We start from the raw sequence: 16,279 nt of genomic DNA on the forward strand, positions 1-16,279 counted from the left end.
GCCGCGTTTTTTTGAAATGAGCACTATCCATGTGGGAGCGGGCTTGCCCGCGAGAGCGGACTGACAGACAACATCAATGTTGAATGTACTGGCCCCATCGCGGGCAAGCCCGCTCCCACAAGGTTATCGGTGAAACTCAGGTGTCCGGGGTTTGCTCGGCCAGGGCCACGGCGCGGAACATCGCGCGACGTTTGTTCAGGGTTTCTTCCCACTCCAGCGCCGGCACCGAGTCGGCGACGATGCCGCCACCCGCCTGCACATGCAGCTCACCGTCCTTGATCACTGCGGTGCGAATCGCAATCGCGGTGTCCATGTTGCCGTTCCAGGCGAAGTAACCGACCGCGCCGCCATAGACGCCACGCTTGACCGGTTCCAGCTCGTCGATGATTTCCATCGCGCGAATCTTCGGTGCGCCAGACAAGGTGCCGGCCGGCAGGATCGCCCGCAGTGCGTCCATCGCTGTCAGCCCGGCCTTCAATTGGCCGGTGACGTTGGACACGATGTGCATCACGTTGGAATAACGCTCGATGACCATCTTCTCGGTGAGTTTCACCGAACCGATTTCCGAAACCCGCCCGGTATCGTTGCGGCCCAGATCGATCAGCATCAAGTGCTCGGCGATTTCCTTGTCATCCGACAGCAGGTCTTTTTCCAGCGCCAGGTCCGCCTCTTCGTTGGCCCCGCGTGGGCGAGTGCCGGCAATCGGGCGCACGGTGATCAGGTTGTCTTCGACCCGCACCAGCACTTCCGGCGAACTGCCGACGACGTGGAAGTCGCCGAAATTGAAGAAGTACATATACGGCGTCGGGTTGAAGCAGCGCAGCGCCCGGTATAAGTCGATAGGCGCAGCCTTGAAGTCGATCGACATGCGCTGGGACGGCACGACCTGCATGCAGTCACCGGCCAGGATGTATTCCTTGATGGTGTCGACGGCTTTTTCATAATCGCCCTGGGTGAAACTCGAACGGAACACCGGATCGGCCGATTGCTGCTTGCTGAAGTCCAGGCCACGGCGCGGAGTGATCGGCTGACGGAGCTGTTCCAGCAGCGCTTGCAGACGCGCCTGACCTTGCTCGAAGGCATCTTCCTGCGCCGGATCGGCCAGGACGATCGCGTGCATCTTGCCGGCCAGGTTGTCGAACACCACTACCGCGTCGGAGACCATCAGCAGAATGTCCGGCACGCCCAGCGGATCCGGGTTCGGGCATTTGCCCAAACGCTTCTCCACATAACGCACGCAGTCGTAGCCGAAGTAACCCACCAAGCCGCCGTTGAAGCGCGGCAGACCGGCGATGGTCGGCACGTTGTAGCGTGCCTTGAAGGCTTCGACGAAGGCCAGCGGGTCTTCAACATCGTGGTTTTCGATCTCGACGCCGTCGTGGGTCACGCTGACGTGATGATCGTGAACCCGCAGCACGGTGCGGCACGGCAGGCCGATGATCGAATAACGGCCCCACTTCTCGCCGCCCTGCACCGACTCCAGCAGGTAGGAGTTGGGCTCGTCGGCCAGTTTCAGGTAGATCGACAGCGGTGTGTCGAAGTCGGCCAGGGTTTCGCAGGCAAGCGGAATGCGGTTGTAGCCGGCAGCGGCCAATCGCAGGAATTCTTCGCGGATCATGGGGGTAGCCTCGTGGCTTGAGGGTCTAACAGTCAGGTATGCAAACGCGCCGGATAACCGGCCAGGAACAAGTCAGGCGCGCCAACGCCAGCGGGCCAGGGCCTTGATGACTTTCATCCAGAGTTTGCGAGTGACCACCACGATGGCGTTTCCAGCAGGGGGTTGAACAGCGTCGGGCAACGTTATCTCAGCGGCCGGATCCAGGCAACCGGGAATTAGTTTGCGCAGATCATCGATCACCAGCGCCGGCGACTCTTCGGCAATCGGCCGACCGTGGTTATAACCGTAACTGAGGGCCACACATTTGACCCCCGCCGCTTTCGCCGCCAGTACATCGCTGCGCGAGTCGCCAACGAACAACGATTGCGACGCCGGAATGTTGGCCATTTTCATCACGAAAAACAGCGCGGCCGGGTCGGGTTTCTGTTGTGGCAGGGTGTCGCCGCCGATGATCCATTTGAAGTAACGGCCGATCTTCATCTGATCCAGCAACGGCGCGACGAAACGCTCCGGTTTGTTGGTGATCAGCGCCATCGCCACACCCTGCTTGTTCAGCCATTTCAGGGTGTCGCGCACACCGGGATAGACCACGGTCAGCTCATGGCCCTCACCGTAGGCTTCCATGAAGATCTGCAGCGCACCTTCGGCTTCGCCGTCATCGACCGACGAATGATCGATGTCGCCGGCCAGTGCACGCCGCACCAGCACCGGCGCGCCGTTGCCAACCCACTCACGCACCGGTTCGATGCCGACCGGGTCACGCCCGAGTTTGAGCAGCATGTTATCCACAGCCGCCGCGAGGTCAGGGACCGAATCGACCAGCGTGCCATCCAGATCGAACATCACCAGCCGCGGCAGACGCCCCGGGAACAGCTGCTCAAAACCGCTCATGGGCGAGCCAGCGCCAGTTCGGAGCGCATTTTTTCAATCACTTCCTGGTAGTTCGGCGCATTGAAGATCGCCGAGCCGGCCACGAATGTATCGGCGCCCGCGGCGGCAATTTCGCGAATGTTGTTCACGTTCACCCCACCGTCGATTTCCAGGCGAATGTCACGCCCGGAGGCATCGATCAGCGCCCGCGCTTCACGCAGCTTGTCGAGGGTGGCTGGAATGAACTTCTGCCCGCCGAAGCCCGGGTTGACGCTCATCAGCAGGATCATGTCGACCTTGTCCATCACGTATTTGAGCACGTCCAGCGGAGTCGCCGGGTTGAACACCAGGCCCGCCTTGCAGCCGCCTTCGCGGATCAGTTGCAAGGAACGGTCGACGTGTAGCGTGGCTTCCGGGTGGAAGGTGATGTAGGTCGCACCGGCCTCGATGAAGTCACCGACGATGCGGTCCACCGGGCTGACCATCAGGTGCGCATCGATCGGCGCGGTCACGCCGTACTTGCGCAGCGCGGAGCACACCATCGGGCCGATGGTCAGGTTTGGCACGTAGTGGTTGTCCATGACATCGAAGTGCACGAAGTCGGCGCCGGCGGCCAGGACGTTGTCCACTTCCTCGCCCAGGCGGGCGAAGTCGGCGGAGAGAATCGACGGAGCAATGACGAAGGGCTGCATGACGCACCTTTTTTGAGCAGAATCACGATGGCGCGCATTGTATACCTCATGCTTTGACGCGCGCACCGTGCTGCGATGATTGGGGCAGGTCCTAATAAGCCGCCCGGTAGATCTTCTCGATATCGACGGCACTCAGCTTGCGCGGATTATTGCGCATCAGGCGCTCGATGCCGGCGGCTTCCATGGCCATGGCCGGGATCGCGTCCTCGGGCACCCCGAAACTGCGCAGGCCCAACGGAATTTCTACCGCGGCGCACAGCTCGGTCATCGCCTCCACGGCTTTGTCCGCCGCCTCATTGGCGCTCAGATGAGCGGTCTTCACCCCCATGGCCTCGGCAATATCCTGCATGCGTTCCACACAGGCCAGCTTGTTCCAGGTCATGACATACGGCAGCAGCAAGGCATTGCTGACACCATGGGCAATGTTGAAGCGCCCGCCCAGCGGATACGCCAACGCATGCACCGCACCGACCCCGGCATTGCCGAACGCCATGCCGGCCATCAGGCTGGCGGTGGCCATGTCTTCACGGGCTTGCAGGTGGGAAGGATTGGCGTAAGCCTTGGGCAGCGCCTTGGTGATCAGCTTGATCGCGCCAATGGCCAGGGCATCGGTGATGGGTGAGGCATTGAGCGACAGGTAGGATTCGATGGCGTGTGCCAGCGCGTCGACGCCACTGGCAGCAGTGACACTGCGCGGGCAGGTCAGGGTCATTTGCGGGCTGACCAGCGCCACGTCCGGCAACAGGTAATCGCTGACAATGCCTTTCTTCAGCTGCGCGACCTTGTCGGAGAGGATAGCCACGTTGGTCACTTCCGAACCGGTGCCGGCAGTGGTGGGGATGGCGATCAGCGGCGGGCCTTTACGCGGCACCTGATCGACGCCGAACAAGTCCTCCAGTTCGCCGTGATAACCGGCATAGGCTGCGACACTCTTGGCGATGTCGATGGCACTGCCGCCACCGAGGCCAATCAGCCCGTCATGCCCGCCCTCACGGTAAACCCGCATGCAATCTTCGACGATGGCGATTTCCGGGTCCGGCAGCACCCGGTCGAAAATCTCGTAACTGCGCTCGCCCAGCTGCGCCAGCGCCAGCTCTACCGTACCGGACTTGACCAGCGCGGCATCGGTGACGATCAGCGGGTTGTCGATGTCCAGGCGTGTGAGCTCGGCCGCCAGTTGCTCGATGGCACCTGCGCCGGTGATCAGTTTGTGAGCGATTTTGAAAGAGGAAAGACTCATGTGCGCAGCCTCTTATAGATAGGGGAGCTGGGCACAATAGTAGCTGGGGATTGGGGTTTGTCTGCTATTCAGATCATAAATGACTCATGATCCAGTGGAGATACAGTGTGGGAGCGGGCTTGCTCGCGAAGACGGACTGACATTCGCCATTGATGTCGACTGGAAGTCCGCTTTCGCGAGCAAGCCCGCTCCCACATTTCTAAAGCGTATGGCTTCAGACCTGAGCCGTGCGCAGTTTTTCGCTGCGTCCGCGCAGCCATTCCAGGGTCAGCAACAGGATCACCGAGAACGCAATCAGCAGCGTCGCGGCAGCGGCAATGGTCGGGCTGAGGTTTTCGCGGATGCCGCTGAACATCTGCCGAGGCAAGGTCGCTTGCTCGGGGCCGGCGAGGAACAGCGTCACCACCACTTCATCGAACGACGTGGCAAAGGCGAACAGCGCACCGGAAATCACCCCCGGTGCAATCAACGGCAAGGTCACCCGGCGGAACGTCGTCAGCGGCGAAGCGCCCAGGCTTGCAGCCGCCCGCACCAGGTTCTGGTTGAACCCCTGCAAGGTCGCCGACACCGTGATGATCACGAACGGCACACCCAGCACGGCGTGCACCACGATCAGCGAGATATAGCTGTTGCCGAAGCCCAATGGCGCGAAGGTCAGGTAACTGGCCACACCGATGATCACCACTGGCACCACCATCGGCGAAATCACCAGCGCCATCACCAGCGGCTTGCCCGGGAAGTCGCCACGGGTCAGGCCGATCGCCGCCAGCGTGCCGAAGATCATCGCCAGCACGGTTGCTGCCGGGGCCACGATCATGCTGTTCTTCAACGAACGCATCCATTCCGCCGAAGCGAAGAAGTCCTGGTACCAGTGCAGCGAAAAGCCTTGCAGTGGGTAGACCAGAAAACTCCCTGAGTTGAACGACAGCGGAATGATCACCAGCACCGGCAAGATCAGGAACAACAAAATCAAGCCGCAGAGAATCCGCAAGCTGTAGAACCACACCCGTTCAATGGGCGACATATAAGGACTCAGCATTTCATTCTCCCCTTAGCTCAGGCGCAGGCGACTGGCGCCCACCAGCCAGCTGTAAATCAGATAAAGCACCACGGTCGCCAGCAACAACAGCCCACCGAGCGCGGTCGCCATGCCCCAGTTGATGCTGGTGTTGGTGTAGAAGGCGACGAAGTAACTGACCATCTGATCGTTCGGGCTGCCCAGCAACGCCGGGGTGATGTAGTAGCCGATGGCGAGGATGAACACCAACAGGCAACCGGCGCCGACACCGGCATAGGTCTGCGGGAAGTACACCCGCCAGAAGCTGGCGAACGGGTGGCAGCCGAGGGAAATCGCCGCACGCATGTAAGTCGGCGAGATGCCTTTCATCACGCTGTAGATCGGCAGAATCATGAACGGCAGCAGGATGTGCACCATCGAGATGTAGACCCCGGTGCGGTTGAACACCAACTCCAGCGGCTTATCGATGATGCCCATGGCCATCAGGCCGCTGTTGATCAAGCCGCCCGATTGCAGCAACACGATCCACGCCGCGACCCGCACCAGAATCGAGGTCCAGAACGGCAACAGCACCAGAATCATCAGCAGGTTGCTTTGCCGCGAGGGCAGGTTTGCCAGCAGGTAGGCCAGCGGATAGGCCAGCACCAGGCAGATCATGGTAATGATCAGGCCCATCCAGAAGGTCCGGGCAAAGATGTCGAGGTAGATCGCCTGATCGGGAGTGGCCCGGGCCAGTTCACCGAGGTCGTCGATACGGTGATCGACGGCGGCCAGCAGGTAATAAGGCGTCACGCCACTGGTGTTGCGGCGCACGACCTGCCAATAGGCCGGATCGCCCCAACGTTCGTCGAGTCCTTCCAGCGCTTCTTTATAAGAAGCAGGCTCCGTGGCGAACGGCAAGGCGCGCGCGGTTTTGGTCAGCAGGCTGCGGTAGCCGGCCAACTCCATGTTCAAGCGCTTGGACAAGTCGCCCAAGGTCTGATTCTTGCGGGCTTCGGCGAGGTCTTCGCTGGCGGCCTTGTACACAGGCTCTGCCGGCAGGCCTCGGCCATCCCAACTGGCGATGGCTGCCACGGTGCGCGGCATGACGCCGACCACTTCCGGGTTACCGACGCTTTTGTAGAGCAGCGCCACGATCGGCACCAGGAACACCAGCAACAGAAACAGCACCAACGGCGCGATCAAGGCTTGTGCTTTCCAGCGGTTGATTCGCTCGGCGTGCTTTAGCCGCTGCTTCAAGGTGGGGTCGGTGCCCGCGTTCACGGGAACGGCGATAGCCATGGCGTACTCCGGAAATCTTTGATCGTTACAGAGGCGGCGCACCACCTCTGTTCTGTTGAAACACGGCAACCTGTGGGAGCGGGCTTGCTCGCGAAAGCGGTAGATCAATCAACATCGATGTTGAATGTGATGTCCTCTTCGCGAGCAAGCCCGCTCCCACAGGTGGGCAAGCCCACCACAAGGTTTTGGTTACTTGGCAGCCCAGGAATTGAAGCGCTGTTCCAGTTGCTCACCGTTGTCAGCCCAGAAGCTGACGTCGATCTGCACCTGGTTGGCGATGTTTTCCGGGGTGGTCGGCATGTCTTTCAGGACATCCTTGGACAGCAATGGCACTGCCTGGGTGTTGGCCGGACCGTAGGCGATGTTTTCCGAGTAGGTCTTCTGCTGTTGCGGCTGTACCGAGAAGGCAATGAACTTCTTCGCAGCTTCGGCACGGGTCTTGTCCAGACCTTTTGGAATGGCCCATGCGTCGAAGTCGTAGATGCCGCCGTTCCACACCACTTTCAGGTTGCTTTCTTTTTGTACCGCGGCGATCCGGCCGTTGTAGGCCGAGCTCATGACCACGTCACCGGAGGCGAGGTATTGCGGCGGTTGTGCGCCGGCTTCCCACCACTGGATGCTTGGCTTGAGTTCATCGAGTTTCTTGAACGCGCGGTCCTGGCCATCTTTGCCGGCCAGCACTTTGTAGACGTCTTTCGGCGCAACGCCGTCAGCCATCAGAGCGAATTCCAGGGTGTACTTGGCGCCTTTGCGCAGGCCGCGCTTGCCCGGGAATTTCTTGGTGTCCCAGAAATCAGCCCAACTGGTCGGAGCGGTTTTCAGCTTGTCGGCGTTGTAGGCCAGCACGGTCGACCACACGAAGAAGCCCACGCCGCAAGGCTGGATAGCGCCTTTGACATAGTCTTCAGACTTGCCGAACAGCTTCGGATCAAGCTGCTCGAACATGTCTTCGTCGCAACCACGGGACAGTTCCGGCGATTCAACTTCCACCAGGTCCCAGGACACGCTCTTGGTGTCGACCATGGCTTTGACCTTGGCCATCTCACCGTTGTATTCGCCGGCAACGATCTTGCCGTTGCCCGCCGCTTCCCAAGGTGCGTAGAAGGCTTTGACCTGCGCCGCCTTGTTCGCCCCGCCAAAGGACACCACGGTCAGGTCCGGGCCCGCCGCCATTGCATGTGCCGCGCCCATCATGCCCACGACCAGGGCGGTGAATTTCAGGGATCTCAACATTTATTGTTCTCCAACTGCAGGGTTAGTGTTGGTGAAGCGGGGGGCGATCAATGCGCCTCTAGAAGTGGGTCGAGCGCGCGAACGTGTTCGACCTGCCAGCCAAGCGGTACCACGTCGCCGACAGCCAGCGCAGGATCGAGCTCGGCAATCGGTTGTTTCACAAAGAAGTCGGTCTTGCCGCAGACTTCCAGGCGAACCCGGACGTGGTCGCCCAGATAGATGAATTCCGCCACCCTTCCCGAGAAGCGGTTGACACAGGACTCGCTCGAGCCATTGAGGCTCACGCGCTCCGGACGAATCGACAGCGTGACGGGTTCGCCGGTCTTGCCGACGTTGACCGCCAGGGCTTCAACCTTTTCACCACGACCGAGCTCGACCACGCAGCGATCACCGGTATGGCTGTGCAAGCGGCCGTTGAGGCGGTTGTTCTCGCCGATGAAGTTGGCGACGAAAGTATTTTTCGGCTCTTCGTAGAGCGTGCGCGGTGGCGCGATCTGCTGGATCTCGCCCTGGTGGAACACGGCGACGCGGTCGGACATGGTCAATGCTTCGCCCTGGTCGTGGGTCACATAGACCACGGTCACGCCGAGGCGCTGGTGCAGGTGTTTGATTTCCATCTGCATGTGTTCACGCAGTTGTTTGTCCAGTGCGCCGAGGGGTTCGTCCATCAGTACCAGTTGCGGTTCGAACACCAGGGCACGGGCCAGGGCCACACGCTGCTGCTGGCCGCCAGACAGTTGCGCCGGATAGCGCTGGGCGAAGGTGTCGAGCTGAACCATGCTCAGCACACGCTTGACCCGGTCACTGACGTCGCTTTTGTTCAAGCCGCGCACGGTCAGCGGGAACGCCAGGTTCTCGGAGACGGTCATGTGCGGAAACAACGCGTAGTTCTGGAACACCATGCCGATGTCGCGCTTGTGCGGTGGCACGTTGTTGATGGAACGCCCCGCCAGTTGAATCTCCCCGGCGGTCGGCGTTTCGAAACCGGCGAGCATCATCAGACTGGTGGTCTTGCCGGAGCCGGACGGCCCGAGCAAGGTCAGGAATTCGCCTTTACGAATTTCCAGGTTGAGGTCTTTGACGATCAGGTTCTCGCCGTCGTAGCTCTTTTGCACTCCACGAAAGCTGACCAGAATATCGCTGGCCCCTGCGTTTGAATCAACCTGGCTCATACCCACACCTTTGTTATTGATGACTGCTGTGGACTAAGCCTAGTGGACACTGGGAGCCGCGCAAATCGGGGCGCAGGAGAGAATCGCCTCAGCCGGATGGAAGGTTGCGTGTAGGGATTGCCCTACAAGGATGGCGGGGATTGATATGTCGATTCGTGATGGCGACAGGCGGTGGGCTGCAAGCCACAGGAACCGGTAAAAGCGGCTTTGCGTGCATGTCGTAAATGGACATGCACGCTCCCACAGGGATTTGCAGTGAATCAGTGGGTCGTGTGGATCACAGGAGTTTGTGCTCCATCGCGTACTTCACCAATTCGGCCAGGGAGGTGATGTTGAGTTTCTGCATCAGCCGCGCCTTGTGGGTACTGATGGTTTTGCTGCTCAAGGCCAGTTGTTGGGCGATGTCGTTGACGTTGTAGCCCTGGGCCAGGCGCTCGAATACCGAAAACTCACGCTCCGACAGCAATGAGTGCAATGGTCGTGCATCGGTCAGACCGACTTCGAAAACCATGCGGTCGGCCAGGTCCGGATCGATGTATCGCCCGCCCGCCGCGACCTTGCGGATCGCCGTCAGCAACAACGCCGGATCGCTGTCCTTGGTCGCATATCCTGCGGCGCCAACCTTCAAGGCCCGAGCAGCCATCTGCGCTTCGTCGTGCATCGACAACACCAGAATCGCCGGCGGATTATTCAAGGCGCGGATCCGCGGGATCGCTTCCAGGCCGTTGACCCCGGGCATGGAGATGTCCAGCAACACCACTTCGCAGGGAATATGGCGCAAGGTCTCGAGCAACTGCTCGCCATTGCCCGCCTCCCCCACCACCAGCAGGTCCTTGGCCAGGCCAATCAATTGCTTGATGCCTTCGCGAACGATGGTGTGGTCTTCGGCTACCAGTACACGGATCACGTTCTTCTCCATTCTTTTTATGTCAGAACCAAGATCTATCGCGGGCTTGCCTGCAAAGGCGCCAGCTCAAACAACACAAAACCATCAGGCTTCATCCAGCGGCACTCGCACCGTCAGGGTCGTGCCCTCCCCCGGCTCACTCTCAAGCGACAATTGCCCGCCCATGATCAACACCCGTTCACGCATGCCAACCACGCCAAAGGATGTCGGCCTGCCCGGCCCGGCGACAAATCCTACGCCATCATCGCTGACAGTCAGACAAAGTTCGTCGCCCTCCAGGGCCAGCGTCAGCTCGACAGTATGCGCCTGGGCATGTCGCATGACATTGGTCAGCGCTTCCTGAAGGATCCGGAACAGTCCGATAGCCTTGGCATCACTTAGCACCGGCAAGTTATCCGGCACCTGCACCAAGCACGGAATCTGCGTGCGCGCTTCGAAACGCCGGGCCTGCCATTCAATGGCCGAGGCGATCCCGGCATCGAGAATCGGTGGCCGCAGCGCCGTGGCCACATCACGCACCAGTTGAAACAGCTGAGCGATCAAGCGCTTCATGCTGTTCAAGCGTTCGTGCAGACCCGGATCAAGCTGGGCGTAGGCCAGTTCGCACATGGACGTTTCCAGCTTCAACACAGTCAACATCTGACCCAGCTCATCGTGAACTTCCCGGGCAATCCGGGCCTTTTCCTCTTCCCGCACGCTCTCCAGGTGCGCGGACAACTCGCGTAGTTGCTCACGGGAGCTGGCCAGTTCCAGTTCGACGCGTTTGCTCTCGGTGATGTCCCAGACGATCCCGTCCCAGACATAGGTACCGTCTTCGAGACGGCGGGTAATGGCCTTGATCTCGGCCCAGCGCTGTTCGCCCTGGCGGGTCAGAATCCGCCCCTGCCACGACCAGTCACTGTCGGTATCCAGTGCATGGTCCTGGGTCTGGTGATAACTGGCCTTGTCATCCGGATGCACCAGGCTGCGCAGGCCTTTGTCCCGATGGGCCAGGGTGGCCGGCGAGTAGCCCACCAGGCTCTCGCTGCCTTCACTGATGTAGGCAAAGTCGATCTGGCCGGTCACCGGCGCGCGCTCCAGACGAAAGACCAATCCTGGCACGTTGGCGGCAATGCCCTGCAGCCGCGCTTCACTTTCCTGCAAGGCGGCCAGGGCGCGACGGCGCTCGGTGACATCATTGAGGTAAACCACCAGGTATTCGCCCTCGCGAAAACGCAGGAAGCTCAACGAAACATCCGCCGGCAGAATACTGCCATCGGCCCGAACACAGTTGGTTTCGAAACTTAAAGGCCCTTCCTCGCTGGCCCGGGCGCGCTTCCACAAGTTCAGCCAGCGGTCCATGTGCAAGTCAGGTTCAAAATCGATCAATGGCCGATCAATGATCCCGCCCGGCGGGTAGCCGAGCATGGTTTCGGCCGCGCGGTTGGCGTAGCGCACATGGCTGTCCCAGTTGACCCAAAGGATGCCGACGGTGCTTTGATCAATGGAAAACTGCGTGAGGCGCAAGGCCTCTTCGCTGGCCTCGCGCAGGGCAATGTCTTCGCGCGCCGCCAGCAATCGTTGCTCCAGGCTGTGTTGCTGACGACGCTGCCAGAAGACAATGGCCATGCTGCTCAGCAGCAATACCAGCAACAGCAGACAGAGGTTTTTCCAGAAGCCCGGTGAATCGGACAGCCGTGGATACTTGGGTTGCAGCCATTGATTGTGCAGTTGCTCCAGGTCCTTGGCCGGAATCGCCCGCAAGGCGTTTTCGACGATGCCGGCCAACTCCGGCCAATCCCGACGCGTGGCCACTCGCAACAGTTGCGGGAAACCAATGTCACCCACCACGGCCAACCCGGAGAATTCAGGTTCGACAGACAGACGCCCGAACTGTGCTTCATCGACCACGGCGTAGCCGGCTTGCTGGCTCAACAACAGTTGCAACGCCTGGCGTTCCAGAGGCACGCCTTGCAGGTTCAGATGGGGATAGGTGCTACGCAAAAAATCGGCGGTGACGCTAGGCATGCGCACGGCGACGCGGGTGTGGCTGTCGAGCTTTTCCAGCTCCACCGCACCGGTGCTCTTCTGGTCGCTGACCACCAGTTGCGGCACCCGCATATACGGATCGGAAAATTGCCAGAGCCGCAACCCTGCGGGCGTTTGCGTCAGCCCCGGTGCGATATCGATGTCACCTTCACGCGCGGCGGCTTCCAGTTGCGCAAGATCAGGGTAATTACGCCAGCTCAGCTCGACCTTTAGCGCCTTGGCCAGCCATTTCATCAACTCGACGTTAACCCCGGACAGGCGCTGCAAGCGGCGATCGTATTGGGCGTAGGGCGCTTGTAACACCAGCCCGACCCGCAATTCGTCATGCTGGGCCAGCCATTGCTGTTGCGCCGAAGACAACGACACGACGTGCGCCGGTGGCGCGGGCGCCGCCCAGCCCATCAAGGGAAACCACAAACAGCCGATAACCCACAGGCAGCGAAAACGCATCATCGAAGTCTCACACACTGACAAATACTGACCAACCCATTAGGCTGCCGGAATAACTTCTGGCCTGGAATATCCGATGCCCCCTGTCTACCGCCTGGCACTGCCAGCATTGTGCCTGTCGCTGATCCTGCCGTGCGCCTTTTCCGTCGAGGCGGCCGACCCGACACCTGCCGCAGCGGAAAAACCCGCCGAAGAAAAACCGGCCGAACGCCAGCCGCTGCTTGAGCGTAGTCAGGAAGAAGCGACCGCACTCGAGCGACAAATCCCCGCGCAGGAACAGCAACAACTGCAAGCAGGCACCGACACCTTTCTCGCCTTGTGGAAACCGGCCAATACCGCCGAACCCAAAGGCGTGGTGATTATTATCCCTGGCGCCGGCGAAACCGTTGACTGGCCGCAAGCAATCAGCCCATTGCGCCGCCAATTGCCAGACGCCAACTGGAGCAGCCTGAGTATCACCTTGCCGGACCTGCAAAGCGAAGCCATTGCACCTCGTATCGCCGAAGTGGCACCGGCCCCCAAAGCGCCTGAGGCCGCCAGCAAGGATTCCACGACCGCCGCGCCCATCGAACAGGCAGCCGGCGGCGAAGCGGATGTGGCCGACAAGGCCATCGCCGAAACCACCGAAGAACAGGCCAAAGCCGACGCCGAGCGAATCTTTGCCCGCCTCGACGCGGCTGTCGCTTATGCCGAACAGCAAAGCGCTCGCAGCATCGTCGTACTGGGGCATGGCACCGGCGCTTACTGGGCCGCGCGTTATTTGAGCGAGAAGCAGCCTTCGCAGGTCGAGAAGTTCATGATGGTCGCCGCCCAGACCCCCGTTACGGCTAAACCACAACTGGTCGAATTGACGCCGACGATCAAGCTGCCTGTCGCCGACATTTTCTATACGGACAAACCGCTGGATCGCAACGCGGCACTGGCACGCTTGCAGGCCAACAAACGCTTGAAGACCTCGGCGTTCAGCCAGGTGTCACTCAAGGCATTGCCGGGGAATGCCAAGGCTGAGCAAGAGCAGTTGGTGCGCCGGGTGCGGGGATGGCTGAATCCGCAGCCTGCGGCGGACTGATAGATCGGCGTCGCGCCCTTCGCGAGCAAGCCCGTTCCCACATTTGACCGACGCTGCCTGTCTGAACGCGGTCTAATGTGGGAGCGGGCTTGCTCGCGAAGGCGATAGCACTGTCGACACAACTCTTGCCTGCTATCGAAAATCCCGCCGCTCACGAATCAACGCGTAGGCGTTGTGCAATTCACGCGTTTTATCCGTAGCCTCGCGAACCTGCAACGCCGTCGCACCGCTGCCGGCAATCTTGTCCGGGTGATGGCGACTGAGCAGGCGTCGATAGGCGCGCTTGATCTGCGCCGGCTCGCTGGTCGCCGACACCCCCAATAGCCGCAAAGCGTCCTGATAGGTCACCGTGCTATTGACCAATGGGCGCTTGTGCGGCTCGTAGTCGCTCGCCAATGCCTGCACCTGATATGGCGTCCAGCCCAGCCATTTGCCCCACTGGGCAATCAGCTCGCGCTCACGGCTACCGGCCCGGCCATCGGCCCAGACCATCCGCCAACAGGCACGCAACACACCTTCCGCCGCATGGGGTTGAGCACTCAAGCGTCGCAAATAGCCGCGCAACCGGTCATGCCCCGACTTGCCGCGATTGAACGCCGCAATCGCGCGACGTTGCGCCGATTCGGTCATCTCCAGCGCACGCATTTCCTGGCGCGCCTGCTGGATGTGACCATCCACGACCCGCCCATCACTCTTGGCCAATCGGCCCAGCAACACGAACAGCAGTTCATCGTTGCGCAGCACCGAGCGGCCACCGATTTTTTCCCATAAATGCGCCCAGCTCTGCAGGTGCAGGCGCCGATCCAGCGCCTGTCCCAATAAAGCACCGAGCATGGCCCCCGGAATGCTGGCTATGGCAAAGCCCGCTCCGGCTCCAATCAGAGTCCCTGGCCACAACATGTCAGCGTCTCGCTTCTATCAAGGTTTCTACTTCAGCCAGGCGCTCGTGGGTGCCGACGTCCACCCAATGCCCATTCAGGCGTTCGCCCGTCACTTGCCCATCGGCCATGGCTTTGCGCAGCAGTGGAGCAAGCTTGAAGGCACCGGCCGAGCAACCGTCAAACAGCTGCGGATGCAACACGGCGATGCCACTGTAAGTCAGGGTTGCCGTATCCGGCTGACCGTCCTGCACATGGCCATCGACCAAGGTGAAATCCCCGCTCGGGTGATGCGCCGGGTTGTCCGCCAGGATCAAATGAGCGAGCCCGACGATGGGCTGGTGCAACACGCTGAAGTCGTAGTCGGTCCAGATGTCGCCATTGACCACCACAAAAGCTTCATCCCCCAGCAATGGCAACGCACGAAAAATACCGCCACCGGTTTCCAGCGGTTCACCTTCCGGTGAGTATTGAATGCTCACGCCATACCGCGAGCCATCACCCAGATAATCTTCGATCTGCTGACCGAGCCAGGCGTGGTTGATCACGATCTCGGTAAACCCTGCCGCCGCCAGGGCGTGCAGGTGATACTCGATCAAGGGTGCTCCGCCGGCGCGAACCAGCGGTTTTGGCGTGGTCAGGGTCAGCGGGCGCATGCGCTCGCCTTTACCCGCCGCCAGAATCATTGCCTTCATGCCTTCGCTCCAACACGCAGACTGGCCAGCAATACATCCAGCTCCGCCAGTTCAGGGCGACGGGCGATGACCGCGTCTATATAAGCAAAGAAGCGCGGCACATCACCGAGGTAACGTGGCTTGCCGTCGCGATGGCAGATACGGGCAAAGATGCCGATCACTTTCAAGTGACGCTGCACGCCCATCAGGTCGCTGGCGCGCAGGAATTCTTCAAAGTCAGGCTGAACCGGGATGTCGAGCGCAGCGGCTTGCTGCCAGTAATCCTCCAGCCAGCCGCGCACGCGTTCTTCAGGCCAGCTGAGGAAGGCGTCCTTGAACAGGCAGGTCACGTCATAGGTCACGGGCCCGTAGACCGCGTCCTGGAAATCCAGCACACCGGGATTCGGCTCGCTGATCATCAGGTTGCGCGGCATGTAGTCGCGATGCACCAGGACTTTGGGCTGAGCCAGAGCGCTGTCGATCAGCAGGTCGCTGACCTGCTGCCAGAGCACTTGCTGCGCCGCGTCGAACTCAATGCCCAGTTCGCGTTTCACGTACCACTCGGGGAACAGTTCCAGCTCGCGACGCAACAGTGCCACGTCATAACTGGGCAGCGGCGCCACCATCGGCAACTGCTGAAAAGCCAGCAACGCCTGCAGGGCATCCTTGAACAAACCGTCGGCATTTTCGCTGTCGATCACGTCCAGGTAAGTCTTGTTGCCCAGGTCATTGAGCAAAAGAAAACCGCGTTCGAGGTCTTCGGCATAAATTTTCGGCACGTTTATTCCGGATTTCGCCAGCAGAAAAGCGATATCCACAAAGGGTTTGCAGTTTTCCTGGGGTGGCGGCGCATCCATCACGACGAAACTTCGGCCCGCGCCTTCCCAGCGGAAATAGCGCCGAAAACTGGCGTCGCTACTGGCCGCGGTCAACGTGGCCGGGGGTACGGAGCCCCAACCTTGTTCTGCAAAGAGGATAGCCAACTGTTCATCAAGCCAAACTTTCAGGTGTTGCAAGCGTACATCTTGGTCAGGCATTGCAAGGGTCTCCGACGGCGCTAGCCGTCAAGCGGGTCATGCTTTATTATCCAGCATCTTTTTCAGACCATCGAGAGGCGTGCGGCCCACACCGCGGGCAGATGGCACGCAG

General features: G+C 60.6%; 14 protein-coding genes. 1 reads left to right on the plus strand and 13 read right to left on the minus strand.

Translation table 11 applies throughout. The features are described from left to right. Positions 1–136: 136 nt before the first annotated feature. The 10 genes from trpE to PSH64_RS27370 all read right to left on the minus strand — a co-directional run bounded on the left by trpE (position 137) and on the right by PSH64_RS27370 (position 12,512). Positions 137–1,618, minus strand: a complete 1,482-nt coding sequence (gene trpE / locus PSH64_RS27325) for an anthranilate synthase component I (protein WP_105340979.1) — start codon at positions 1,616–1,618, stop codon at positions 137–139. A 72-nt stretch (positions 1,619–1,690) separates the two neighbouring features. Next, the gene (locus PSH64_RS27330) at positions 1,691–2,509 is read right to left on the minus strand and encodes a phosphoglycolate phosphatase (protein WP_105340978.1); all 819 of its coding nucleotides are present in this window, start codon (positions 2,507–2,509) and stop codon (positions 1,691–1,693) included. Next, on the minus strand, positions 2,506–3,180 hold the full coding sequence (rpe, locus tag PSH64_RS27335) for a ribulose-phosphate 3-epimerase (RefSeq protein ID WP_007941649.1): 675 nt from the start codon (positions 3,178–3,180) through the stop codon (positions 2,506–2,508). The genes PSH64_RS27330 and rpe overlap by 4 nt, the downstream gene beginning before the upstream one ends. Positions 3,181–3,271: 91 nt before the next feature. Further along, entirely contained in the window at positions 3,272–4,420 is a 1,149-nt protein-coding gene (locus tag PSH64_RS27340) for an iron-containing alcohol dehydrogenase (protein WP_105340976.1), read from the minus strand. 214 nt (positions 4,421–4,634) lie between these two features. Then, entirely contained in the window at positions 4,635–5,459 is an 825-nt protein-coding gene (locus tag PSH64_RS27345; protein ID WP_105340975.1) for an ABC transporter permease, read from the minus strand. 12 nt (positions 5,460–5,471) lie between these two features. Further along, positions 5,472–6,719: an ABC transporter permease gene (locus PSH64_RS27350; protein WP_105340974.1), complete on the minus strand. Its 1,248-nt coding sequence runs from the start codon at positions 6,717–6,719 to the stop codon at positions 5,472–5,474. Between the two features lie 189 nt (positions 6,720–6,908). Continuing rightward, entirely contained in the window at positions 6,909–7,952 is a 1,044-nt protein-coding gene (locus PSH64_RS27355) for an ABC transporter substrate-binding protein (RefSeq protein ID WP_105340973.1), read from the minus strand. Between the two features lie 47 nt (positions 7,953–7,999). Continuing rightward, positions 8,000–9,124: an ABC transporter ATP-binding protein gene (locus PSH64_RS27360; protein ID WP_105340972.1), complete on the minus strand. Its 1,125-nt coding sequence runs from the start codon at positions 9,122–9,124 to the stop codon at positions 8,000–8,002. Between the two features lie 277 nt (positions 9,125–9,401). After that, positions 9,402–10,043, minus strand: a complete 642-nt coding sequence (locus PSH64_RS27365) for a response regulator transcription factor (protein WP_305479217.1) — start codon at positions 10,041–10,043, stop codon at positions 9,402–9,404. A 72-nt stretch (positions 10,044–10,115) separates the two neighbouring features. Then, a complete protein-coding gene (locus PSH64_RS27370; protein ID WP_105340970.1) occupies positions 10,116–12,512 on the minus strand; it encodes a transporter substrate-binding domain-containing protein in 2,397 nt (798 codons plus the stop codon). 73 nt (positions 12,513–12,585) lie between these two features. On the opposite strand from PSH64_RS27370, the gene PSH64_RS27375 reads away from it, so the two are divergent. Continuing rightward, positions 12,586–13,578: an alpha/beta hydrolase family protein gene (locus tag PSH64_RS27375; RefSeq protein ID WP_305479218.1), complete on the plus strand. Its 993-nt coding sequence runs from the start codon at positions 12,586–12,588 to the stop codon at positions 13,576–13,578. A gap of 132 nt (positions 13,579–13,710) precedes the next feature. Here PSH64_RS27375 and PSH64_RS27380 read toward each other — a convergent pair whose 3' ends face one another. From PSH64_RS27380 to PSH64_RS27390, 3 genes are read right to left on the minus strand one after another with little or no spacing between them, the layout of a single operon-like run. Further along, the gene (locus tag PSH64_RS27380) at positions 13,711–14,478 is read right to left on the minus strand and encodes a TerB family tellurite resistance protein (RefSeq protein WP_105340968.1); all 768 of its coding nucleotides are present in this window, start codon (positions 14,476–14,478) and stop codon (positions 13,711–13,713) included. A gap of 1 nt (position 14,479) precedes the next feature. Then, complete coding sequence (gene murU / locus PSH64_RS27385; protein WP_105340967.1) at positions 14,480–15,151, minus strand: N-acetylmuramate alpha-1-phosphate uridylyltransferase MurU; 672 nt, start codon at positions 15,149–15,151, stop codon at positions 14,480–14,482. Continuing rightward, positions 15,148–16,167, minus strand: coding sequence for an aminoglycoside phosphotransferase family protein (locus tag PSH64_RS27390; RefSeq protein WP_105340966.1), 1,020 nt, complete (start codon positions 16,165–16,167; stop codon positions 15,148–15,150). Before PSH64_RS27390 ends, murU begins: the two co-directional genes overlap by 4 nt. Positions 16,168–16,279: the final 112 nt, after the last annotated feature.

This window comes from Pseudomonas sp. FP1742 (genome assembly GCF_030687145.1).
Lineage (GTDB): Bacteria > Pseudomonadota > Gammaproteobacteria > Pseudomonadales > Pseudomonadaceae > Aquipseudomonas > Aquipseudomonas frederiksbergensis_D.